The sequence below is a fragment of the Streptomyces sp. NPDC048389 genome (assembly GCF_040706335.1).
Lineage (GTDB): Bacteria > Actinomycetota > Actinomycetes > Streptomycetales > Streptomycetaceae > Streptomyces.
Genome location: NZ_JBEZKP010000006.1, coordinates 39,152 through 60,535, shown reverse-complemented (window position 1 = coordinate 60,535; position 21,384 = coordinate 39,152). Strand labels below are relative to the sequence as shown.

At 73.2% G+C, this 21,384-nt stretch carries 19 protein-coding genes; 7 read left to right on the top strand and 12 right to left on the bottom strand.

Features of this window, described 5'->3' with window-relative positions; all coding sequences use genetic code 11:
• Positions 1–3: 3 nt before the first annotated feature.
• The 3 genes from AB0903_RS06765 to AB0903_RS06755 are packed head-to-tail and all read right to left on the bottom strand — an operon-like array spanning position 4 to position 3,879.
• Entirely contained in the window at positions 4–2,379 is a 2,376-nt protein-coding gene (locus tag AB0903_RS06765; RefSeq protein WP_366699683.1) for a molybdopterin cofactor-binding domain-containing protein, read from the bottom strand.
• Between the two features lies 1 nt (position 2,380).
• Positions 2,381–2,986 carry a (2Fe-2S)-binding protein gene (locus tag AB0903_RS06760; protein WP_366699896.1) on the bottom strand — a complete coding sequence of 202 codons (606 nt, stop codon included), beginning with the start codon at positions 2,984–2,986 and terminating at the stop codon, positions 2,381–2,383.
• Positions 2,987–2,988: 2 nt separating this feature from the next.
• Complete coding sequence (locus AB0903_RS06755) at positions 2,989–3,879, bottom strand: FAD binding domain-containing protein (protein ID WP_366699681.1); 891 nt, start codon at positions 3,877–3,879, stop codon at positions 2,989–2,991.
• Between the two features lie 312 nt (positions 3,880–4,191).
• Between AB0903_RS06755 and AB0903_RS06750 the strand changes: the two genes are divergently transcribed.
• Positions 4,192–5,880, top strand: a complete 1,689-nt coding sequence (locus AB0903_RS06750) for a PucR family transcriptional regulator ligand-binding domain-containing protein (protein ID WP_366699679.1) — start codon at positions 4,192–4,194, stop codon at positions 5,878–5,880.
• A gap of 310 nt (positions 5,881–6,190) precedes the next feature.
• On the opposite strand, the gene AB0903_RS06745 is transcribed toward AB0903_RS06750, so the two are convergent.
• The gene (locus tag AB0903_RS06745; protein ID WP_366699677.1) at positions 6,191–6,940 is read right to left on the bottom strand and encodes a cation transporter; all 750 of its coding nucleotides are present in this window, start codon (positions 6,938–6,940) and stop codon (positions 6,191–6,193) included.
• Positions 6,940–7,275: a metalloregulator ArsR/SmtB family transcription factor gene (locus AB0903_RS06740; protein WP_366699675.1), complete on the bottom strand. Its 336-nt coding sequence runs from the start codon at positions 7,273–7,275 to the stop codon at positions 6,940–6,942. The genes AB0903_RS06745 and AB0903_RS06740 overlap by 1 nt, the downstream gene beginning before the upstream one ends.
• A 511-nt stretch (positions 7,276–7,786) precedes the next feature.
• On the opposite strand from AB0903_RS06740, the gene AB0903_RS06735 reads away from it, so the two are divergent.
• Complete coding sequence (locus AB0903_RS06735; RefSeq protein ID WP_366699673.1) at positions 7,787–8,584, top strand: hypothetical protein; 798 nt, start codon at positions 7,787–7,789, stop codon at positions 8,582–8,584.
• A complete protein-coding gene (locus AB0903_RS06730) occupies positions 8,581–9,099 on the top strand; it encodes a protein phosphatase (protein WP_366699671.1) in 519 nt (172 codons plus the stop codon). Before AB0903_RS06735 ends, AB0903_RS06730 begins: the two co-directional genes overlap by 4 nt.
• On the opposite strand, the gene AB0903_RS06725 is transcribed toward AB0903_RS06730, so the two are convergent.
• The 3 genes from AB0903_RS06725 to AB0903_RS06715 form a co-directional block, all read right to left on the bottom strand.
• The gene (locus AB0903_RS06725; RefSeq protein ID WP_366699669.1) at positions 9,100–9,456 is read right to left on the bottom strand and encodes a hypothetical protein; all 357 of its coding nucleotides are present in this window, start codon (positions 9,454–9,456) and stop codon (positions 9,100–9,102) included.
• A 281-nt stretch (positions 9,457–9,737) separates the two neighbouring features.
• Positions 9,738–10,892: a hypothetical protein gene (locus tag AB0903_RS06720; protein ID WP_366699667.1), complete on the bottom strand. Its 1,155-nt coding sequence runs from the start codon at positions 10,890–10,892 to the stop codon at positions 9,738–9,740.
• Between the two features lie 48 nt (positions 10,893–10,940).
• On the bottom strand, positions 10,941–11,795 hold the full coding sequence (locus AB0903_RS06715; RefSeq protein ID WP_366699894.1) for a GntR family transcriptional regulator: 855 nt from the start codon (positions 11,793–11,795) through the stop codon (positions 10,941–10,943).
• A gap of 59 nt (positions 11,796–11,854) precedes the next feature.
• Here AB0903_RS06715 and AB0903_RS06710 point away from each other — a divergent pair, with 59 nt between their 5' ends.
• The gene (locus AB0903_RS06710) at positions 11,855–12,700 is read left to right on the top strand and encodes a (2Fe-2S)-binding protein (RefSeq protein ID WP_366699665.1); all 846 of its coding nucleotides are present in this window, start codon (positions 11,855–11,857) and stop codon (positions 12,698–12,700) included.
• Positions 12,701–12,922: 222 nt separating this feature from the next.
• Positions 12,923–14,005, top strand: a complete 1,083-nt coding sequence (locus tag AB0903_RS06705; RefSeq protein WP_366699663.1) for a DUF2637 domain-containing protein — start codon at positions 12,923–12,925, stop codon at positions 14,003–14,005.
• Between the two features lie 74 nt (positions 14,006–14,079).
• Here the strand turns inward: AB0903_RS06705 and AB0903_RS06700 are convergent, their stop codons facing one another.
• Together AB0903_RS06700 and AB0903_RS06695 are read right to left on the bottom strand one after the other, a co-directional pair.
• Entirely contained in the window at positions 14,080–14,514 is a 435-nt protein-coding gene (locus tag AB0903_RS06700; protein WP_366699661.1) for an ATP-binding protein, read from the bottom strand.
• Positions 14,515–14,695: 181 nt separating this feature from the next.
• Positions 14,696–16,471 carry a protein phosphatase 2C domain-containing protein gene (locus tag AB0903_RS06695; RefSeq protein WP_366699659.1) on the bottom strand — a complete coding sequence of 592 codons (1,776 nt, stop codon included), beginning with the start codon at positions 16,469–16,471 and terminating at the stop codon, positions 14,696–14,698.
• Between the two features lie 706 nt (positions 16,472–17,177).
• Here AB0903_RS06695 and AB0903_RS06690 point away from each other — a divergent pair.
• Together AB0903_RS06690 and AB0903_RS06685 are read left to right on the top strand one after the other, a co-directional pair.
• Positions 17,178–18,170, top strand: coding sequence for a helix-turn-helix domain-containing protein (locus AB0903_RS06690; RefSeq protein ID WP_366699657.1), 993 nt, complete (start codon positions 17,178–17,180; stop codon positions 18,168–18,170).
• Between the two features lie 17 nt (positions 18,171–18,187).
• Positions 18,188–18,673, top strand: a complete 486-nt coding sequence (locus AB0903_RS06685) for a DUF456 domain-containing protein (RefSeq protein ID WP_366699655.1) — start codon at positions 18,188–18,190, stop codon at positions 18,671–18,673.
• A gap of 70 nt (positions 18,674–18,743) precedes the next feature.
• Here the strand turns inward: AB0903_RS06685 and rsgA are convergent, their stop codons facing one another.
• Together rsgA and AB0903_RS06675 are read right to left on the bottom strand one after the other, a co-directional pair.
• Positions 18,744–19,841: a ribosome small subunit-dependent GTPase A gene (gene rsgA / locus AB0903_RS06680; RefSeq protein WP_366699892.1), complete on the bottom strand. Its 1,098-nt coding sequence runs from the start codon at positions 19,839–19,841 to the stop codon at positions 18,744–18,746.
• Between the two features lie 335 nt (positions 19,842–20,176).
• Positions 20,177–21,211 carry a PHP domain-containing protein gene (locus AB0903_RS06675; protein WP_366699653.1) on the bottom strand — a complete coding sequence of 345 codons (1,035 nt, stop codon included), beginning with the start codon at positions 21,209–21,211 and terminating at the stop codon, positions 20,177–20,179.
• Positions 21,212–21,384 lie beyond the last annotated feature (173 nt).

Sequence of the window (21,384 nt, the reverse complement as noted above, 5' to 3'; positions counted from 1 at the left end):
GGATCAGGTGCCGGTGAGGTGCTCGGGGCGCACCGGCGTCCTGTCGAGCTCCAGCCCCGTCGCGTTCCGGATCGCCGCGAGGACGGCCGGGGTGGACGACAGGGTCGGGGCCTCGCCGATGCCGCGCAGCCCGTAGGGCGCGTGGTCGTCGGCGAGTTCGAGCACGTCGACCGGGATGGTCGGCGTGTCGAGGATCGTGGGGATCAGGTAGTCCGTGAACGACGGGTTCCTGACCTTCGCGGTCTTCGGGTCGACGATGATCTCCTCCATGACCGCCACGCCCAGGCCCTGGATGGTGCCACCCTGGATCTGGCCGATGACGGACAGCGGGTTGAGGGCCTTGCCGACGTCCTGGGCGCAGGACAACTCGATCACCTTCACGAGCCCCAGCTCGGTGTCGACCTCGACGACCGCGCGGTGGGCGGCGAACGAGTACTGGACGTGACCGTTGCCCTGGCCCGTACGGAGGTCGAACGCCTCCGTCGGGCGGTGGCGCCACTCGGCCTCGATCTCGACGGCCTCGTCCTCCAGCACGTCCACCAGGTCGGCCAGGACCTCGCCGCCGTCGGTGACGACCTTGCCGCCCTCGAGCAGCAGCTCGGCGGTGGCCCAGGCCGGGTGGTACGTGCCGAACTTGCGCCGCCCGATCTCGAGGACCTTCTCGCGGACCAGCTCGCAGGAGTTCTTCACGGCGCCGCCGGTGACGTACGTCTGCCGGGAGGCGGACGTGGAGCCGGCGGAGCCGACCCGGGTGTCGGCCGGGCTGATGGTGACCTGGCTGACGCCCAGCTCCGTTCGGGCGATCTGGGCGTGGACGGTGACACCGCCCTGGCCGACCTCCGCCATCGCGGTGTGCACGGTGGCGACCGGCTCGCCGCCGACGACCTCCATGCGGACCTTGGCGGTGGAGTAGTCGTCGAAGCCCTCGGAGAAGCCGACGTTCTTGATGCCGACCGCGTAGCCCACACCGCGCACGACGCCTTCGCCGTGGGTGGTGTTGGACAGACCGCCGGGCAGCGCGCGGACGTCCGCGCCCTCGGTGGACTCCCACTGGCGCTCGGGCGGCAGCGGGCGGGCCTTGACCCGGCGCAGCAGCTCGGCGACCGGCGCCGGCGAGTCGACCGGCTGGCCGGTCGGCAGCAGCGTGCCCTGCTCCATGGCGTTGAGCTGCCTCAGTTCGACGGGGTCCATGTCGAGGGCCTTGGCCAGCTTGTCCATCTGCGCCTCGTAGGCGAAGCACGCCTGGACCGCGCCGAAGCCGCGCATGGCGCCGCAGGGCGGGTTGTTGGTGTAGAGGGCGATGGCCTCGATGTCGACGTCGTCGATGACGTACGGGCCGACGGAGAGGGAGGAGGCGTTGCCGACGACCGCCGGGGAGGCGGAGGCGTAGGCGCCGCCGTCCAGCACGATCCGGCACTTCATGTGCGTGATCCTGCCGTCGCGGGTGGCGCCGTGCTCGTACCAGAGCTTCGCGGGGTGGCGGTGGACATGGCCGAAGAAGGACTCGAACCGGTTGTAGACGATCTTGACCGGCTTGCCGGTGCGCAGCGCCAGCAGGCAGGCGTGGATCTGCATCGACAGGTCCTCGCGGCCGCCGAACGCGCCGCCGACGCCGGACAGCGTCATCCGGACCTTGTCCTCCGGCAGGCCGAGGACGGGCGCGATCTGGCGCAGGTCCGAGTGGAGCCACTGGGTGGCGACGTACAGGTCGACGCCGCCGTCCTCGGACGGTACGGCCAGACCGGATTCCGGACCCAGGAACGCCTGGTCCTGCATGCCGAAGGTGTACTCGCCGGAGACGATCACATCGGCCCGCTCGGCGGCCTTGTCCGCGTCGCCGCGGATGATGGGCTGGCGGTGCACGATGTTCGGGTGCGGGACGTGACCGGCGTGGTGGTCGTCGCGGCCCGGGTGCAGCAGCGGCGCGTCCGGGGCGGTCGCGGAGACCTCGTCGGTGACGACGGGCAGCTCCTTGTACTCGACCTTGATCTTGGCGGCGGCACGGCGCGCGGTCTCCGGGTGGTCGGCGGCGACTACGGCCACGGGCTCGCCGTGGTGGCGTACGACGCCGTTGGCCAGGACCGGGGTGTCCTGGATCTCCAGCCCGTAGTTCTTCACCTCGGTCGGCAGGTCCTCGTAGGTGAGCACGGCGTGGACGCCGGCCTGGGCGAGGGCCTCCGAGGTGTCGATGGACACGATCTCGGCGTGCGCGACCGTGGAGCGCAGGATCTGGCCCCAGAGCATGTCCTCGTGCCACATGTCGGAGGAGTACGCGAACTCACCGGTGACCTTGAGGGTGCCGTCGGGGCGGAGCGTGGACTCGCCGATGCCACCCGTCGTCTTCTGGGTGAGGTTGGTGGGGGTGCCGGTGGTCGCCATGTCAGACCGTCGCTTCCTGGTTTCCCTGACGGGCGGCCGCGAGGCGGACGGCGTCCAGGATCTTCTCGTATCCGGTGCAGCGGCAGAGGTTGCCGGAGAGCGCCTCGCGGATGTCCTCGTCCGAAGGGGACGGGGTGCGCTCCAGCATCTCGTCGGCGGCGACCAGCAGACCCGGAGTGCAGAAGCCGCACTGCACGGCGCCCGCGTCGATGAACGCCTGCTGGATCGGGGAGAGCTCGGTGCCCTCGCCGGTCTGCGAGTCGGTTCCCTTCGCGCTCCACAGCCGGGCGTTCTGGAGGGAGGTGCCCTGGTCGCCGCAGGCGCCCGTGCCGCACGCCTGTTCACGCTGCTCACGCTGCTTGGCGAACTCCGCGAGGCCCTCGACGGTGACGACCTCGCGGCCCTCGACCTGGCCGGCGGCGACCAGGCAGGAACAGACCGGCACCCCGTCGAGTCTGACCGTGCAGGAACCGCATTCGCCCTGCTCACAGGCGTTCTTCGAGCCGGGCAGGCCGAGGCGCTCACGCAGCACGTACAGCAGGCTCTCGCCCTCCCAGACGTCGTCCGCTTCCTGACGGCGTCCGTTGACCGTGAAATTGACGCGCATCGTCATGCAGCTCCTTCAAGCGGGCGGGGGGTGCCGCGGTACTGCTCCCAGGTCCAGCCGAGCGTGCGGCGGGCCATGATGCCGACCGCGTGGCGGCGGTACTTCGCCGTAGCGCGCACATCGTCGATCGGGTTGCAGGCGCCGGAGGCGAGCTGGGCGAACTGCTTGGCGATCGACGGGGTGATGATGTCCCCGCTCTCCCAGAATCCGCCCTCTTCCAGCGCGGCGTTCAGGAAGTCCTCCGCGGCCTCGGCCCGTACCGGGGTGGGCGCGGCGGAACCGATGCCCGTGCGCACGGTGCGGGTCTCGGGGTGCAGGGCGAGGCCGAAGGCGCATACGGCGATGACCATGGCGTTGCGGGTACCCACCTTCGAGTACTGCTGCGGCCCGTCCGCCTTCTTGATGTGCACGGCCCGGATGAGCTCGTCGGCGGCGAGCGCGTTGCGCTTGACGCCGGTGTAGAAGTCGTCGATGGGGATCATGCGGGAGCCGCGTACCGACTCCACCTCGACCTCGGCGCCCGCGGCGAGCAGCGCCGGGTGGGCGTCACCGGCCGGGGACGCGGTGCCGAGGTTGCCGCCGACGCCGCCGCGGTTGCGGATCTGCGGGGAGGCGACCGTGTGGGAGGCGAGCGCCAGACCGGGCAGCTCCGCGCGCAGGTTCTCCATGATCGCGGTGTACGGCACGGAGGCCCCCAGCCGGACGTTCTCGACGCCGACCTCCCACTCGGTGAGCTCACCGATGCGGTTGAGGTCCAGGAGGTACTCCGGACGCCGGTGGTCGAAGTTGATCTCGACCATCACGTCGGTGCCACCCGCGATGGGGACAGCGGTGGGGTGCTCTGCCTTGGCGGCGAGCGCCTCCTCCCAGCCGGCGGGGCGAAGGAAGTCCATGAGTGGCTCTCTTCTTCTCAATCGGGGGTCGTTCGTCGCAGGGGGCCCGGGACGGTCGGCCCTCGACTCGTTCGTCTGCCGTCGTTCGCCGGCATCGTTCACCCGCTGTTCACGCGATGTGGTCCAGTACACAAGGCCGGATCCGGCCGGTGCAGTCACCGAAACACCGAAGGAGTTGGCTGGTCGCCTCTCTCGTCTTGTAGATTCGAACGAAAGACGGAGATCAGCAACCTCACCGTTTCCCCCTGGAAACCTTGGCCAAAGGATCTCCGGCCAGGACCGGCAACAACGAGACAGATCGGCGGCGACGACATGCGGCTGCGCGCACTGCTGGACAACGACGCGCTGGGGCTGCGGCTGCTCGGCGGCGAGAACGAGCTCGACCGCGGGGTGCGGGGCGTGATGACCACGGACCTCCGCGATCCCAGCCGGTATCTCTCCGGCGGCGAGCTGGTGCTCACCGGTCTCGCCTGGCGGCGCACCGCGGAGGACTCCGAGCCGTTCGTCCGCCTGCTGGCGGGCGCCCAGGTCGCCGGGCTCGCGGCCGGCGAAGCGGAGCTCGGAGACATCCCCGACGATCTCGTCCAGGCATGTTTGCGCCACCGGCTCCCACTGTTTGCAGTGAACGAATCCGTTGCGTTCGCGACTATCACCGAGTACGTCGTACGCCAGGTCTCCGGGGAACGGGCGGGTGACCTCGCGGCTGTCGTCGACAGACACAGACGGCTGATGACATCCGGCCCCGCGGGCGGTGGGCCGGACGCCGTCCTGGACCTGCTCGGCTCCGATCTGGACCTGCACGCCTGGGTCCTGTCCCCCACCGGAAGGCAGATCGCGGGCGTCGGCGAAGGACTGCCGACCGAGGTCGGCGCGGCACTCGCCGGTGAACACCTGGCCGCCGTACGCCACGGCCGGCGGGCCCCGCACCGGGCCGTCGCACGGGGTGTGACGTACTCGCTCTTCCCGATCCGCAACACCGGACGGGGCGCCGCCGCCCCCGCCGTGCGGGACGTGCGGGAGGGCGTGCTGTCCGACTGGCTGCTCGCCGTGGAGGCGGACGCCGCCGACTGGCCGGCCGCGCGGCTCGACCTGCTGCAGGGCGTCACCCAGCTGATCGCCGTCGAACGGGACCGGCGCGAGGCGGCCCGCACGGTACGGCGCCGGCTCGCCCAGGAGGTCCTGGAACTCGTCCAGACCGGCGCGGCCCCCGCGGAGATCGCGGCGAGGCTGCGGGTCGCCGCGCCCGTGCTGCTGCCGGGGCTGGGGAGCGCACCGCACTGGCAGGTCGTGGTCGCCCGGGTCGACTGGGGCGGCGACGCGGCCGTGGAGACCGGGCAGGTGACCCAGTCCCTCCTCGAGGAGATCCTCATCGACCCTGCCGCGACCGGGCAGGACTCCGCGGACCGGATCGCGGTCGCCCACAGCGGCGACGAGGCGATCGCGCTGGTGCCCCTGCCGGCGGTGAGCCTCGGCGGCCCGGAGGACGCCCCGCCCCCCTCCGAGGCCGGATTGCACGCCGACGCGCTCCTGGAGTCCGTACGCACCCCGCTGGCCGCGGGCCTCGCCGACGACGGCCGCCTCACGCTGGGCGTCAGCGCGGCAGTGCACTCCGCGGAAGGACTGCGCGGAGCCCTGGAAGAGGCCCGGCACGCCCGCCGGGTCGCCGCCGCGCGTCCGGGCCTGGTCTGCGCGGCCGGCCACCACGAACTGGCGTCGCACGTCCTGCTGCTGCCGTTCGTACCTGACGACGTACGCCGCGCCTTCACCGCGCGGCTGCTGGACCCGCTGCGCGACTACGACCGGCGCCACCGGGCGGAGCTCATCCCCACGCTGGAGGCGTTCCTCGACTGCGACGGCTCCTGGACCCGCTGCGCAGCCCGCCTGCATCTGCATGTGAACACGCTCCGCTACCGGGTGGGCCGGATCGAACAGCTGACGGGCCGGGACCTGTCGCGCCTGGAGGACAAGCTCGACTTCTTCCTGGCGCTGCGGATGAGCTGACGGGCGCGGCTCTCGGCCCGGGAGCCTGCGCAGCCCACGGCCGCACCGCGGCGACGACCCGAGCACCCTCGTGGTCGCCCACGGACGCGGTCGTTGCCGTCGCGGTCGTTGCCGTCGCCCACGGACGCGGTCGTTGCCGTCGCCCACCGCCACGCTCGTCCACGCCACGGTCGCCACCCGCGTCGACGGCGAGGTCGAACGGCCGGTCACCGTCGCCGTGTTCCAGCCGCCGGTTCACGCGGCCCGGCCGGTCGGGAGGCTCCGGTGCCGGCCGGTCGCCGTGAGGCGAGTGCTGCCCGGGCGCGGCGGTTCACCGGCCGGCCGCGCTCCCGGGCGTGCTCCCGGGCGCGCAGCAGGCGCATCCCGGTCGGCAGCCGCACGGATCTTCCCCGGCTGCGGCCGGACCGGTGGCCGGCTTCGCGGGGGCCGGCGCGCAGCAGCCCCTGCCCTGCCAGGCGTCGCGGCCTTCCTTGAGGGCGATGGCGGCGATGACCAGGGCGGCGACCGGGTCGGCCCAGGTCCACCCGAGAGCGGCGTTGAGGAGCAGCCCCACCAGGAGCACGGCGGACAGATAGGTGCACAGCAGGGTCTGCTTGGAGTCGGCGATCGCGGACGCGGAGCCGATCTCCCGGCCCGCGCGGCGCTGGGCGGCGGACAGGAACGGCATGACTGCCAGCGACAGAGCGGCGATGACGAGGCCGGGGACGGATCGCTCCGCCTCAGCGCTGCCCGCGAGCGCCCGGACCGCGTCGGCGCCGACATAGGCGGCGAGCGCGAAGAACGACACGGCGATGATCCGCAAGGTGGTCTTCTCGCGGGCCTCACGCACTTTGTGATCGCGTGCGGAGAACTGCCAGGCGACCGCCGCGGCCGAGGAGACCTCGATGACGGAGTCCAGTCCGAAGCCGATCAGCGCGGTGGACGATGCGAGCATCCCGGCGGTGAGGGCGGCGATCGCCTCGACCACGTTGTAGGCGATGGTCGCGGCGACCAGCAGGCGTATCCGGCGGGCGAGCGCGTCACGCCGGGCCGGGGACGGCGCGAGCGGTGTCACGGTCATCAGCAGCACCCTTCCTGACGCGCGTCGCCACAGGTCCGGTCGGTCTCGACGGCCACCACGGCGCTCCGCAGGTCGTCGAGTGCGTGACCGAAACGCTCATCGGCCAGCTCGTACCGGGTGCGGCGCCCATCGGGAACGGTGACCACCAGGCCGCAGTCCCGCAGACACGCCAAGTGGTTCGAGAGCCGGGTGCGGGAGATGCCGAGCGCGTCGGCGAGATCGGAAGGGTAGGCGGGGGCTTCGCTCAGGGCGAGCAGGAGCCGGCAGCGGATCGGGTCGGCGAGCGCGCGGCCGAACCGGGCCAGCACCTCGATGTCGGAGGCAACGGTGAGCACGTCATGACAGTACAGGTATTGCTGAATTCAGGAAACCTTGAACTATGAGTTCGCGTCAGCGGGTACGGGAGGCCGAGGCCGACACCTCCGCCCCACGCCCTCGGCAGCTCCATCCCCGGCCCCCCGCACCTCACCGCGCGAAGCGCGGTACCAGCCCGGCGGCACACCCCGGGGACGGCGTGCAGTGGCGGGCGATCGCCGTGTCACCCGGATCAACCCTCGCCGCCGTCATCCGTGGGGGTCATGGAAAGACTCGCTTGATTGACGCCGACGCGGCAGCGGCGCATCCGCGCCGGTCACACCTCCGAAGGTGCCGACACCCCGTCAACGACAGAGGCCACGTCGCCCTGGCGGGTCCCGGTGACGGCACCCCCGGCGGCCCGGCCGACCACCGAAAGATTGTGAACTGATTCACCTGACCTCTTGGCCAGGCGTGCCGATCCGTGCTGAGATGCGGTCTGACTCAACAGCTCAATGGCGTGCTCGGGGAGGGCAAGTGGCGCATACCGCCATGTCTGGTTCCGGAACCACAGCAGGTGACGATCCACTCCAGACCGCGGTATGGCGGCTGCGTTCGCGCGGCTGTTGGACCGATGCGGCGGCCCTTCTCGAGCCCCGTGCCGCGGAGCCCGCGGCGGCGTTGGAGAGGGCGGGGCTGCTGATCGAGCGCGCTCTGTTCACCTGCGACGGTTGGGCGGAGGCGGAGGACGCGCTGCGAGGCGCGGAGGCCGTCGCCCGCGACGACGAGGAACGCGGCGGCGCGGCGAGCGAGCGCGGCCGGCTCGCCTACGCGGCGACCCGCCTCGGGGTCCGGGACCGGGCCGACGAGGCCCGTTCGGCGCTGGGCAGGGCGACGGCGCTGCTCGCGCCCTCCTCGCCGCGGCGGCCGCTGCTGGACTTCCGGCGGGGCCTGGTCTCCGAGCACATCGCGGACTCCCCGCAGGCGGCCCTCGCCGCCTACCAGCGGGCGCACGCGGGCGCGCAGGCCCAGGACGACCCGCTGCTGCTGTCGTTCACCTGGCAGCAGTTGGCCGGACTCGCCCTGAGCGACGGCGATTCGGCGACGGCACGGCAGGGCTTCTCCGAATGCCTGCGCATCAGGGAGGAGCTGGGCTATCTGATCGGGACGGCGCCGGCGCTGGCGGGTCTCGCGGACTGCGAGCCGGAGCCGGAGGCGGGCCGGCTGCGCGCGGAGGCGTACCGGCTGTTCCGGCTGCTGGGCGGCGTACCGGTGTGGCTGGGTGCCCAACTGTCCCCCGTCGTACCGCCGCAGGTCTCCCTGGCCGAGCCCGAGCCCGCCGGCCAGTGAGGACCCGTCGCAGACAGGGCGACGTCCCCGAGCCGCGGACGCGGTGGGACGAGATCACCACCGGCCTGTGGGTCGGCGGCCATGTCTGGTCCGGCGGCGGCCGACGGCACCAGGACGTGGTCGTGGCCGACGAGTTCGACGTCGTGATCAGCCTCTACACGCGGGACGGCCACGGCCCCGCGGACGGCGTCGAGCACCATGTCGTCCCCATCCCGGACGACTGGCTCACCGCCGACGAGATCGACCGTGTGCACCGGGTGGCGCTGACGGCCGCCGACGCCGTTCGGGCACGCCGCCGGGTCCTGGTGCGCTGCTACTCGGGCTACAACCGCTCCGGGCTGGTCGCCGCCCAGACCCTGATCGAGCTGGGTCACGACGCGGAAGGCGCCATCGACCGGGTCAGACTGCGGCGTTCCCCCTGGGCGCTGCACAACGCGGCGTTCGAGCAGTACCTGCTGACCGGGCTGGACATCGCCTCGCTGCTGTCGGGACTGGAGCCGCCGCGCGAGAGCTGATCAGGCGAGCCAGCCGAAGACCCGCTCCGGGTTCATGGCGACCAGCGCCAGGACGACCGCCACACCGACCCAGACGAAGGCGCGGGCCCTGCCTCGCGGCTTCGGCGCCTGCCGGTCGGGCCAGGCCCGCCAGCCGTCGGGCTGCGCCCGGACCGGCTTCCCCCGGCGCGCGAGACGCCGCACCCTGCCCTGCTGCCCGGCCGCCTCCTCGTCGGCGCGCCGCAGCCGCTCGGTGACCATCCGCGCCCGCGCGGACGGCTCCTTGGGCGCGGCCAGCCGCGCGGGGCCCTCGCTCTCGAGCTGGAACTTCGCCCACTCCTCGTCGGGTATGGGCGACTCCGGCAACTCCGCGGCCATACTTCCCCCCTCACAGGACAACCGGCGCCACAGGTTAGTGCAGCACCGGCTGAGGGACACGTCGGGTGACCGACGGCGGCGGCACCGTGCCGCGCGAGGCCGACGGCGAGGTGGAGCCCGTCGGCGTCAGCAGCCGGTCGCGGCAGGGCGGTTGCTTCGGCGAGGGCGGGACCCGCACCGGGGCCGTCGCGGCGCGCGCCGACAGCGTCGCGCTCGAACCCGCTCCGCCCCGGCAGCCGTTGCCACCCCGGCGGAGCCCAGCCCCGGAGACACGCGCGGCCCTAGCGGGGCCGCAGGGCGACCAGCGTGCCGTCCGTGCCGACGCAGAGTGTGCCGTCCGGCGTCACCGCGACGGCGCGGACCGCCGGGCCGGGACGGAACGGGAGCACCCGGCGTGCCCCCGGGAGGAACAGCCTCACCAGGCCGTCCGCCCACGCGACAGCGAGGGCTTCCCCCGCCGGTGTGGGTCCCGCGTGCAGGGCGACGACCGGGTACGGGCGCTCCGTCACGGCCGGACGGTGCCCGGCGGCGCCCGGCGACCAACTGTGTACGACGCCGTCGGCGCCTCCGCTGTGGACGGTGGGGGAGGCCGCCCCCGCGGTGGCCGACAGCGCGGTCACCCGGCCGGAGTGCAGCGCCGCCTGATGCAGGCCGTCCAAGCCGAAAGCGTGCACGGAGCCCATGCGGTCGCCGACCAGCACGGTGTCCGCCACGGCGGCGAGGGCCGTGCCCGGATGGCTCTCGAGGGTGGCGGCGACGGCCTTCGTCAGCGGTGTCTCGGTGCCACCGTGCCGATGGAGACGGCCCCGTTCGTCGAGGAGCAGCCAGGTGTCGTCGTCCAGTGCGGCAACCGCCCTGGCACGGGCGGCCGTCGACGGCCGCGGGCCGTCTTCGTCCACCGTGCGTACGCCGCCGCCCGGGTCGGCCACCACAAGGGCGCCCGACGCGACGGTCAGTGCGGCGACCGGGCACGACCGGGACCACTCCACGGTCCACGGCGCCCGCTCGGACAGTCGGGTCAGTGCTCCGCGCATCCGTGGTTCGGCGTCCGGCGGCAGGGAGGCAAGCAGCACGAGGGCGCGCCTGGCGGGGCCCTGGTCGCGGATCAGTGACTGGCCGGCCCGCAGCCAGGCCGCGCGCAGACCGCCGTGCTCCTCGGCCGCGGACTCGTAGGCGGAGGTGACGTGGAGGGGGTCGGCCGAGCAGACCGACTCCGGGTCGTCGAGGTCGGGCGCGCGGCGGTCCTCCGGCTCGTCTCCGGGGGCCTCGACAACAACCCGCAGCCGACCGAACCCCCGCAGCAGGGACACCAGTTCGGCGATCTCATCGGGGTCCTGACCGGCCGGCGCGAGCCGCACGGTGCGCGGCGCACCGGACAGCAGGGCGGACAGCAGTCCGGCCGGGGTTCCGGCCACCACGCCCAGCTGGTTCGCCACCGTCCATACCGTGCCGCGCACGTCGTCGTCCCGTCAGTGTCCGATGGTTCAGGCGTCGGAGCCCGCGAAGTGCTCCCGGACCAGCGACCGGACCACTGGCAGGTCCTGTGCGACCAGGGCCTCCAGCAACGCCATGTGCTCCGCCGCGTCGGCGATCAGGTCGGCCCGGCGGGTGGCGGGGGCGCTGGTGAGGGGCCACTGGGAGCGCCGGTGGAGGTCGTCCGCCACGGCCAGCAGCTGCTCGTTGCCCGCGAGGGCGAGGACCGCGCGGTGGAAGGCGCGGTCCGTCTCCGCGTAGCTCGACCGGTCGCCGGTCGCGGCCGCCGCGGCCGTCGCCTCGGCCAGCGGACGCAGCGAACGCCAGCGGTCCGCCGGGACCGTACGGGCCAGCCGGAGCATGACGGGGACCTCGATCAGTGCCCGGACCTCCGCCAGCTCGGCCAGTTCGCGGGCGCTGCGCCGGGAGACGCGGAAGCCGCGGTTCGGCACGACCTCGACGGCGCCCTCGATGGCCAGTTGCTGCATCGCCTCGCGTACCGGCGTCGCGGAGACGCCGTAGCGCTCGCCGAGGACGGGCGCCGAGTAGACCTCGCCGGGCACCAGGTCACCGTCGACGAGGGCCGTGCGCAGGGCATCCAGGATCTGGCCGCGTAGCGAGTGGCGCTGCACGAGACGGGGGGCGGGCGGCTCGCTGTGGGTGTGCTCGCCGCGGGCCTGTTCCCGCGGTACTGCTCCGGGGCCTTGCTGGGCGGGGACGCGGGCGGACCCGTACGGCCGCGAAAGAGGGAGGTCGCGCGTTCCGGCCTGCTCCACTCGGGCCCTCCTCCGACAGTCGGCCTGGCCCGGCTCGCTGTTGCGGGGCCCTGAGTGCACGATAGGCGGCCCGGGCCACAGTTCAAACATCGAAGACATCGGGTAAGGTAAGGCTAACCTGCTAACGATCGCGATTCGGTGGTCCCGGCATGACCGTTCCTGCCTTGCTGTCCGGCCTCGCCTCCCCGGTGGCCGATGCCTACGCGCGCCTCGCGGAGGTCTTCCCCGGGCTGAGCGTCATGGAGCTGCCCGAGGGGGCACCGCCGCCCTCCGGCGCCGGATGGGTCGCAGCGGCCGACCTCGCGGCCGGCGGCGCGGCGCTCGAGTCCTTCCTCGCCTGGGACGACGCCCAGGTGCTGCGGGACTACGGGCAGCGGGCCCGCCCGGACGTCGTCGCCAGCTTCGGTCTGCACCGCTACGCCTGGCCCGCCTGCCTGCTGGTCACCGTCCCCTGGTTCCTGCACCGCCGGGTGCCCAGGGTCCCCGTGGAGGGTGTCGCCTTCCACCGCGCGCTGGGCCGCATGACCGTGCGGGTGCCGGACTTCGCGTGCCTGCCGGACGACCCTGCCGCACACCTGCCCGGCGCCCGTGTCGTAGCGGACGAGGAGGCCCTGCGCGACGAGGTCCGCGCCGCCGTGGCCGAGCACCTCGGCCCCGTCCTCGACGGATTCGCCGGACCGATGCGCCGTGGCAAGCGAGCGCTGTGGGGCATGGCGACCGACGAGATCGTCGAGGGCCTGTGGTACATCGCACACCTGCTCGGCGAGGAACGGCGCGCGGTGTCGGAACTCGAGCGGCTGCTGCCGGGCACGACGAAGCCGTACGTGGGCACGGCCGCGTTCCGCGAGCTGACCGGTCCGAACGGCGAGCGGCTGCCGACCCGCGACCGGGCGAGCTGCTGCCTGTTCTACACGCTCCGGCCCGAGGACACCTGTGTCACCTGTCCGCGTACCTGCGACGCCGACCGGGTGACCCGGCTGTTGCAGACGGCGTAGGCAGCCGAGTAGGCACCCGGCACCATTCCACGCCACTCTTTCGGGTGGCATGAATTCGAACTCAACTCTTAGCTCTCCGGTGTCAGTTCGACCAGGTCGCACCTATTCGCGTGCCGAGCGACCCCGTTGGCGTTCTCTTGCACGGAAAGCCCCCTGCATGTCCCCCCTGTTCGGCCACTATGGCGGCCGAAACGCCCTACCGCGATGCAAGGGACACCGCACATGAGACTGACCGACATATCGCTGGACTGGCTGCTTCCGGGCGCCGTGATGATCCTGGGAGTCCTGGCAGCGGTGGCAGTGCTCGCGCGCGGCAAGCGCGCCGGTGACAAGGCCGCGGAGGACTCGTGGGAGCGCAGCGAGGAGCGGCGCAGGCGCAAGGAGGCCGTCTACGGCACCGCCTCGTACGTACTTCTCTTCTGCTGCGCCGCCGTCGCGGCCGCGCTCTCCTTCCACGGCTTGGTGGGCTTCGGCCGGGAGAACCTGAGCCTGAGCGGCGGCTGGGAGTACCTGGTCCCCTTCGGGCTGGACGGGGCCGCCATGTTCTGCTCGGTCCTCGCCGTGCGCGAGGCCAGCCACGGCGACGCCGCCCTCGGTTCCCGGCTGCTGGTGTGGACGTTCGCCGGAGCGGCCGCCTGGTTCAACTGGGTGCACGCGCCGAGGGGGCTCGGACACGCGGGCGCGCCGCACTTCTTCGCCGGCATGTCCCTGTCCGCGGCCGTGCTGTTCGACCGGGCGCTGAAGCAGACCCGCCGCGCGGCACTGCGCGAACAGGGCCTGGTGCCCCGCCCGCTGCCGCAGATCCGGATCGTCCGGTGGCTGCGGGCACCCAGGGAGACCTTCGCGGCCTGGTCGCTGATGCTTCTGGAGGGCGTACGCACCCTCGACGAGGCGGTCGACGAGGTACGCGAGGACCGGCGGCAGAAACAGCAGAACCGGATGCGCCGGCGCGACCGGGAGAAGCTGGAGCGCGCCCAGATCCGGGCGCTCAACCGCCAGCACCGCACCTGGGGCCTGGGGCGGGCCGACCGCGGCGGGGCGCAGTTGCCGGCCCTCGGTCCGGCGACGGGCAGCGGGCAGCAGGCCGGGGGCTCGTCGTCCGCCGTGGAGCCCGTCATAGCCGAGCCCGTCACAGCGGAGCCCGGACAACTGCCCGTACGGGCCCGGCCCTCACTGCAGGCCGTGAAGCAGGCCGGAACGGAACCGGTCACGGTCGACCTCACGGCTGAGGACGACACGCAGACGCTGCCGCGTCTCGACTCCTTGGAACGAAAACTCAAGGATCTCGAGCAGCAGTTCGGCTGAGCGGCAGTTCAGGCCGGGCGGCGGTTCAGGCCGGGCGGGTGCGCACCGCGGTGGCCCGGCCCCCGACCAGGGGGTCAGGCCACCCCCGCGTGCAGTTCGAACCAGATCACCTTGCCCACCCCGTGCGCGGTGCGCACACCCCAGGCGTCGGCCAGACGCTCCACCAGGATCAGCCCTCTGCCGCTCGTACCGAGGCCGGCGTTCGGTGCGTCGGAAACGGGCAGTCCCGCCATGAAGTCCTGGACCTCGACATGGAGCCTTGAGTCCTCGACGGTGGCCGTGACCACCGCTCCGTGCTCGGTGTGGATCAGCGCGTTGGTCACCAGCTCGCTTGCGAGCAGCTCGGCCACGTCCACCGCGTCCGCCGCCGCGCCCTTGTCCGGGTCGGGCCACTTGCCGAGCAAATCGCGTAAAGCGTGGCGCACTTCGGGTACGGCCGTGAGATCACCGCGGCCGAGTCTGCGATGCAGTCGAGCGCGAACTCCCGCGCCCCCGTGACGTCCAGTCATTTTCCCCCACCCACACGTCGGAACAAGCTTCGGCTTCACAACGGTCACCGGATGCATGCCCCGCCCGCGGAGCACCACTCATGTCGATTCCGTCAGCTGTCGCCGCCGACACGACGGATGGCCGCGGCGGACGGAGTCCCGTGGTCCGTCAACCCGGGACCGGGCCGCCGCACCTGTGCGGTTACGCCTCCCAGACGGCGACCGCCGTCCGGTCGTCGGCGTAGCCCTTGACCCGGAGCTGCGTGTCGGCGAGGAACTGCGCCATGCCCGGCGGCGGGGACCCGTGCCAGCGCTCGGCGAGCTCCTGCGCGAGCGCCGCCTCACCGCGCACCGGTTCGGCGAGGCCGTTGCTGCACAGCAGCAGCGTGTCGCCGGGGCGGGCCACGGAGGCGCGGAACCGGAACGGTTCGGCCGGCGGGGGCGGCGGGGCCTCGATGTACGGCGACGCGGGCGTGGGGATGCCGAAGTCCATGGTGAGCCGGTCACCGTCGGGCGTCGCCTCGGGCACGGCCGACCCGAAACCCACAACCGGCGCGCCGGTGACCTCCGACCGGTCGGGGACGGGCGGTTCCAGATCCTGCCAGACCCCGTCCCGCAGCCGGAACAGTCCGCCGGCGCCGACACCGAAGAACACTCGGGTACGGCAGGCGGGGTCGGCGGAGAGGAGCAGGCACCGCAGCCCTGCCGTGTACGTCTCCGGCTCCAGACCCAGCTCGGTGGCGCGGGCGCGGAGCTTGCCGAGGCTGCGGTCGGTGAGCCGGTGCAGGCCGGACTTCAGGTCGCCCAAGCGGCCGGCCCTTATGTCCTCTGCGAGGCGTGCGTGACTGCGGCCGACGGCACCGCCGATCCAGCGGCAGGCATCGGCGGCGGCGAGATGCGCGGTCCCGGCGACGCGGTCGCCGCCGGCGAGGGCGACGAACACCAGCGCGGCGGGGCCGGTGCCGAAACGCGCGGTGAGCAGCGCATCGCGGCGGGGCTCGCCACGGAACCGCGCGGAGTCGCCCCGTACGGAGGCGGCCCGCAGTGTGTACGTGCCGTACCGGGCACCGTCGAGCACGGTGTCGGGGACGAGCCGGTCCAGCGCGTGCGCCTCTGCGGCGGGCAGCGCGGTCGGCTCCGCGTCGTACGTGGGCGGCCCACCCCCGACGACCCCGCCCCGTGGCGCCTGCACGGGCACGACGCCCCGCCCGGCGGCGGGGGACGCGGCGGCCGGGGGCCGGGCCGGTAGCGGCGGCGCGGGCGCGTCGCCGCTCGGGCGGGGCGGGAGCGCGTCTCCCGCAGGGCCCGGCGGCGGCGCGTCTCCCGCAGGGCCCGGCGACGGTGCGAGGGTGCCGTCGCCCGGGCCCCGCGAGGGTGCGGGGGCGCCTTCGCCCGGGCCCGGCTCACCGCGTGCCGGACCGGGCGCCGGACCGGGCGGGACGGCGGGTGTGTCGCCGTCCGGGGCGGATGCGCCGGGGCGCGTCTCGTGGACCTGCTCGTTTGACGCCGGCGGCGGGGCCTGGACGGGGTCGGCGCGCCGCGGATCCGATTGCTCCCTCGCCACCGGCGGCCCGGACCTGCCGGGCGCCGGGTCGGCGGCCCGGGGGTCCGGCGGTGCTGCCGGGCGTGGCGGTGCGGGAGCGTCGTCGTGCGGGCCCCCCGCGCCGGAAGGCGGCATCTGCGCCGACGGGGCGCGGGTGGGGCGCGGCGGCGGTTCCGGGTCCGGGGCGTCCCCACCGGGCGACCCGGCCCGGACCGGCCGGGGAGGCGAGGCGGGCGGGGCGGGGGTGGGGTGGTGGTCCCACCAGGCCGCGGGGCGGGTGGTCACCGTGTCGGCCACCGAGTCGAAGCGGTCGTCGAGGGTGTCACCGGACGACGCGGCCGGCGGGCCGGTGTCCGGGGCGGAGTCGTCGTACAGCCTGCTCCACCAGTCGTCCTCGGTGGTGGGCCGGTCGGGCATCTCCCCCTGCTCGCTCATGTCCCTATTGTCGACCTCACCACCGGCCGGAAAACGGGCATTGACGAAAAGACACCCGCCAAGGGTCCGTCGGCCGGCCCAACCCCCCACGGACAGGGCGCCCGCCGGACCGGTCCCCGACCGGCGTGTCGGCGCGCTGAGCCGTCAACGCACCGTCTACGCGTCGGTCACGAACCGGGAGACGAAGTCGCCCTTGGTGTCCGTCGGTTCGGTTCCCACGGTGACGGACCTGCCTTCCCCACGGGGTCCACGATCGCGGTCCACTGCTCGTTGCCGCGCCGGTCCGTCGCCGCCTCGGTCCACGCCTCGCCCCCGTCGTACGGATACGACGGCTTCGTGGCCGGTGAGCGCACCCGGCTCACGACCCGCGTGGTGGTGCGCAGCGCGATCCGCAGGCGACGTCACCGGCTTCCTGCCGCCCGGCGGCCGCCGACAGCACCGCTGCCGTGACGCCAGGACGGCCAGGACGGCCAGGACGGCGGTGGTCTCCGGCCCCACTGCCGTACGCGACATCAGGCGCATCACCCTCCCGTCCGAATCCAGCCGCATGCGGACACAAAGGTCTTCCGGCCGGGGGCTGCAGGTGCTGCGGTGGCACCACATTGGCAGAGCGACCGCCGGTGCGGGGATGATGTCCGCGGCGGGTTCACGCCGTGGCCGGTTTCCGCCACGACGGCAGACGGTCGCAGGTCCGGGGAGGGTTTCGTTGCTTGGAGCGATAGGGCTCGACGAGAAACAGGAGTCGGCCTACCGCGCGCTGGTCGCGCTCGGAGCCGCGGAGATCGCTGATCTCGCGCACCGGCTCGCGCTGCCGGAGCCGGACATGGAACGGGCCCTGCGGCGGCTGGAGCAGCAGGGGCTGGCCGCCCGGTCGTCCGCGCGCACCGGCCGCTGGGTCGCGGCGCCGCCCGGTGTCGCGCTCGGCGCACTGCTGACGCAGCAGCGGCACCAGCTGGAGCAGGCGGAGCTGGCGGCGGCGCGGCTCGCCGACGAGTACCGGACGGATTCCGAGGAGCCGGCCGTGCACGATCTGGTCGAGGTGGTGACGGGGGCGAGCGCCGTGGTGCACCGGTTCGTGCAGTTGCAGCTCGGTGCGACGGAGGAGGTGTGCGCGCTGGTCACCGGCAGGCCCGTCGCCGTCATGGACGACAACGGGGAGGGGGACGTTGCGACGAGGGGGGTGGCATACCGGGTCGTCGTCGAGCGCGAGGTGCTGACGACACCCGACGGGATCGGCGAGTTGGCGGCCGCGCTGGGCCGTGACGAGCGGGTTCGCGTGGTCGACCGGGTGCCGACGAAGCTCGTCGTCGCCGACCGTACGCTCGCGATGGTGCCCCTCAGCGGCCGCGGCGCCGAGCCCGCCGCGCTCGTCGTCCACGCCAGCGGACTGCTGGAGTCCCTGATGGGGCTGTTCGAGGCGGTGTGGCGGGACGCCCTCCCCCTGCGGCTGGGGGCGGGCGGCCAGGGCGTCGAGGAGGACGCGCACGGCCCGGACGCCACGGATCTGGCTGTCCTTTCCCTGCTGCTGGCCGGCATGACCGACGCGAGCGTCGCCAAGCAGCTGGATCTGGGGCTGCGTACCGTGCAGCGCCGGGTGAAGGGGCTGATGGACCTGGCCGGAGTGACGACCCGCCTGCAGCTGGGCTGGCACGCGTACGAGAAGGGCTGGGTGGCGCGCGACCTGCACGAACACCTCTGATCCTGCACTCTGGGCATGTGGGCGCGTGGCAGCTGCTGATGGTCGTCGGGGTGATGCTGCTGGGCCTTGGCGGGGTGATCCTCCCGGGTGTCCCCGGGTCCTGGCTGGTGTGGGCCGCCGTCCTGTGGTGGTCACTGCAGGTGCAGACCGGTCTGGCGTGGTTTCTGCTCGTCGGTGCGACGGCGGTCCTGCTGCTCGTCCAGGCCGTCGTCTGGCTGCTGCCGGCCCGCCGCCTGCGCGGCGTGGGCGTCACGCGGCGCATGGCCGCGTACGCGGGGCTGGGGGCAGTCGTGGGTTTCTGCCTCGTTCCCGTCGTCGGCGCCGTCCCCGGCTTCGTCGGCGGCATCTACGGCACGGAGCGGATGCGGCTCGGCGGCCACGGCCCTGCGCAGGCGTCGACCCGCGCGGTGATGCGGGCGGCGGGGACGAGCGTGCTGGTCGAGCTGATGGGATGCCTGCTGGTCGTCGGGGCGTGGGTGGGGGCGGCGGTGGCGGGCTCGTAGGCCCGCCGCCGGGTCGTCCCGGGGGTGCCGCGCCACCCGCGAACGGCGCGGCACCCCGCGAGCGGGGCCGTCAGCGCAGCCGGCCGCGTTTGGCCTGCATGGCCGCCCGGCCCTCCGCGCCCTTCATCTTCCAGTCGCGCCGGATCCCGGCCCGCAGCCGCGCGTCCGTCTTGGCCACGATCCGCTGGTTCTCCCGGACGAGCTTGCGGAAGCTTTCCAGCCGCCGCTCCGGCAGCGTGCCGTCCTCGATCGCGCCGAGCACGGCGCACCCGGGCTCCGCCTCATGCGCGCAGTCGTGGAAGCGGCATTGCTCCGCGAGTTCCTCGATCTCGGAGAACACCTGGTTCACGCCGGTCGCCGCGTCCCACAGTCCCACGCCCCGCAGTCCGGGGGTGTCGATGAGGACTCCACCGCCGGGCAGGACGAGCAGGTTGCGCGTCGTGGTGGTGTGGCGGCCCTTGCCGTCGACGTCCCGGGTCGCCCGGACGTCCATGACGTCCTCGCCGAGCAGGGCGTTGACCAGGGTGGACTTGCCCGCTCCGGAGGTGCCGAGGAGGACGCTGGTGCCGTCGGCGACGATCGCCCCGAGCACCTCGACCCCCTCGCCCGAGGTGGAGCTGACGGGCAGCACCTGGACGCCGGGCGCGGTGGTCTCGACGTCCTGCACGAGGTACGACAGACCGGTGATGTCCGGGACGAGGTCGGCCTTGGTCAGAACGACGAGCGGCTGGGCGCCGGACTCCCAGGCCAGCGCGAGGAAGCGTTCGATCCGCCCGAGGTCGAGTTCGACCGCGAGCGAGACGCAGATGACGATGTGGTCGATGTTGGTGGCCAGTACCTGGCCCTCGGACCGCTTGGACGACGTCGACCGCACGATGGCGGTGCGCCGCGGCAGCAGGGTCCGTACGAATCGCGGGTCACCGCCGGGATCGACGGCTACCCAGTCGCCGGTGCACACGATCCGCATCGGATCGCGGGGCGTCACGAACTCCGTGTCGGCACGGACCACACCCGCCGGGGTGACCAGGTCGCACTGGCCGCGGTCGACCCGCAGGACCCGGCCGGGCAGCAGCCCCTGCGCGGTGTACGGGGCGAACTCGGCCTCCCGGTCGGCGTCCCAGCCGTAGGGGCCGAGCACGTCCTGAGCGTCGGAGACGGAGGGAGGCATGCCGGACGAAGCGTTGAACGATGAGGGCATGCCGGTCGAAGCGTTGGACGACGCGGACATGTTGGACGAAGCGTTGGACAAGGGGGACCCTTCGAAGGGTGGCCCCGGCGCCCGCGCGCCGTGCGCGCGGAGAAGCGAGGGGTGTCAGCCGGAGACCACAGGGGTGGAAACGATGAACTCCTGAATGCGGGCAGCGCCCGTCGCCATGACAGTCGTCAATGTCCTCACCTCCTGCTTCGGGTCTCGACGTACCGACGTACCGACGTACCGACGTCGACGGGCAGAACCATAGGCCCGCCCCCGGCCGGCGCGCCAGCTATTTACCGGCCGCCCGCTCAGGCGGCTTCCGGGGGCCGCCGTGTCCGGGTCCACTCGAGAAGCCGGTCCGCCGTCCAGGTGTTGACGATCCGTCCGGCCGGTACGCCGCATTCCTCCGCGCGTTCGCAGCCGATGATCTGCCAGTCCAGTTGGCCGGGGGCGTGCGCGTCGGTGTCGATGGCGAAGAGGGCACCGGCGTCGACGGCGCGGCGCAGCAGCCGGCGTGGCGGGTCCCGCCGTTCGGGGCGGCTGTTGATCTCCACGGCGGTGCCGTGCTCGGCGCAGGCCGCGAACACCCGGTCGGCGTCGAACTGCGATTCGGGCCGCTTTCCCCGACCACCGGTGACGAGCCGCCCGGTGCAGTGGCCGAGCACGTCGGTGAGCGGGTTCTCGACGGCGCGGATCATCCGCCGGGTCATCGCCGCGGAGTCCATGCGGAGCTTGGAGTGGACGGAGGCGACGACGAGGTCGAGCCGGTCCAGCAGCTCCGGTTCCTGGTCGAGGGTGCCGTCGGGAAGGATGTCGCACTCGATGCCGGTCAGCAGCCGGAAGGGCGCCCACTGCTCGTTGAGGGCGGCGACGGTGTCGAGTTGGGCGCGCAGCCGCTCGGCTGTGAGACCGCGGGCGACGGTGAGGGTCGGCGAGTGGTCGGTGAGGGCGGCCCACTCGTGGCCGATCGCGGCGGCGGTGCGGCCCATTTCGTCGATGGGGCTGCCGCCGTCGGACCAGTCGGAGTGGAGGTGGCAGTCGCCGCGAAGGGCCGCGCGCAGTTCGCTGCCGCCCTCGGCGATCGGCTTGCCCGCCTCCTCCTCCAGACGCCGCAGATACGAGGGGGCGCCCCCGGCCAGGGCCTCCTCGATCACCCGGGCGGTCTTGGGGCCGATGCCCTTCATCCTGACGAGCGTCCCCGCGGAGGCCCGGTCGGCGATCTCCTGCCTCTCGAGGTCCGCGATCGCCGCCGCGGCGGTTCTGAAGGCCCGTACGCGATAGGTCTCGGCCAGCGACCGCTCCAGGAGAAAGGCGACCCGGTTCAGCGCCTCCACCGGTTCCATCGTCACCTCCCTGGCCTCAGCCCAGTGAACACCGGTCCCGACGCTCCGTCCAACGCGAGGAGAACCCCGACCGAACTCGGCGAGACCTTTCAATCAACGGTTCAAGTATTCGATGGCCTCACATTCAACTGATCAACAACGCCGAACGTCTTTCTTCAGCCGATTCCATGGGC

Coding starts and splice junctions, on each gene's coding strand:
- AB0903_RS06675 (WP_366699653.1), bottom strand. CDS start 21,211: ATGGAACCGGTGGAGGCGCTGAACCGGGTCGCCTTTCTCCTGGAGCGG.
- rsgA (WP_366699892.1), bottom strand. CDS start 19,841: ATGCCTCCCTCCGTCTCCGACGCTCAGGACGTGCTCGGCCCCTACGGC.
- AB0903_RS06765 (WP_366699683.1), bottom strand. CDS start 2,379: ATGGCGACCACCGGCACCCCCACCAACCTCACCCAGAAGACGACGGGT.
- AB0903_RS06710 (WP_366699665.1), top strand. CDS start 11,855: ATGACCGTTCCTGCCTTGCTGTCCGGCCTCGCCTCCCCGGTGGCCGAT.
- AB0903_RS06700 (WP_366699661.1), bottom strand. CDS start 14,514: ATGACTGGACGTCACGGGGGCGCGGGAGTTCGCGCTCGACTGCATCGC.
- AB0903_RS06735 (WP_366699673.1), top strand. CDS start 7,787: ATGTCTGGTTCCGGAACCACAGCAGGTGACGATCCACTCCAGACCGCG.
- AB0903_RS06750 (WP_366699679.1), top strand. CDS start 4,192: ATGCGGCTGCGCGCACTGCTGGACAACGACGCGCTGGGGCTGCGGCTG.
- AB0903_RS06715 (WP_366699894.1), bottom strand. CDS start 11,795: ATGTTTGAACTGTGGCCCGGGCCGCCTATCGTGCACTCAGGGCCCCGC.
- AB0903_RS06760 (WP_366699896.1), bottom strand. CDS start 2,986: ATGCGCGTCAATTTCACGGTCAACGGACGCCGTCAGGAAGCGGACGAC.
- AB0903_RS06705 (WP_366699663.1), top strand. CDS start 12,923: ATGAGACTGACCGACATATCGCTGGACTGGCTGCTTCCGGGCGCCGTG.
- AB0903_RS06745 (WP_366699677.1), bottom strand. CDS start 6,940: ATGACCGTGACACCGCTCGCGCCGTCCCCGGCCCGGCGTGACGCGCTC.
- AB0903_RS06755 (WP_366699681.1), bottom strand. CDS start 3,879: ATGGACTTCCTTCGCCCCGCCGGCTGGGAGGAGGCGCTCGCCGCCAAG.
- AB0903_RS06695 (WP_366699659.1), bottom strand. CDS start 16,471: ATGAGCGAGCAGGGGGAGATGCCCGACCGGCCCACCACCGAGGACGAC.
- AB0903_RS06725 (WP_366699669.1), bottom strand. CDS start 9,456: ATGGCCGCGGAGTTGCCGGAGTCGCCCATACCCGACGAGGAGTGGGCG.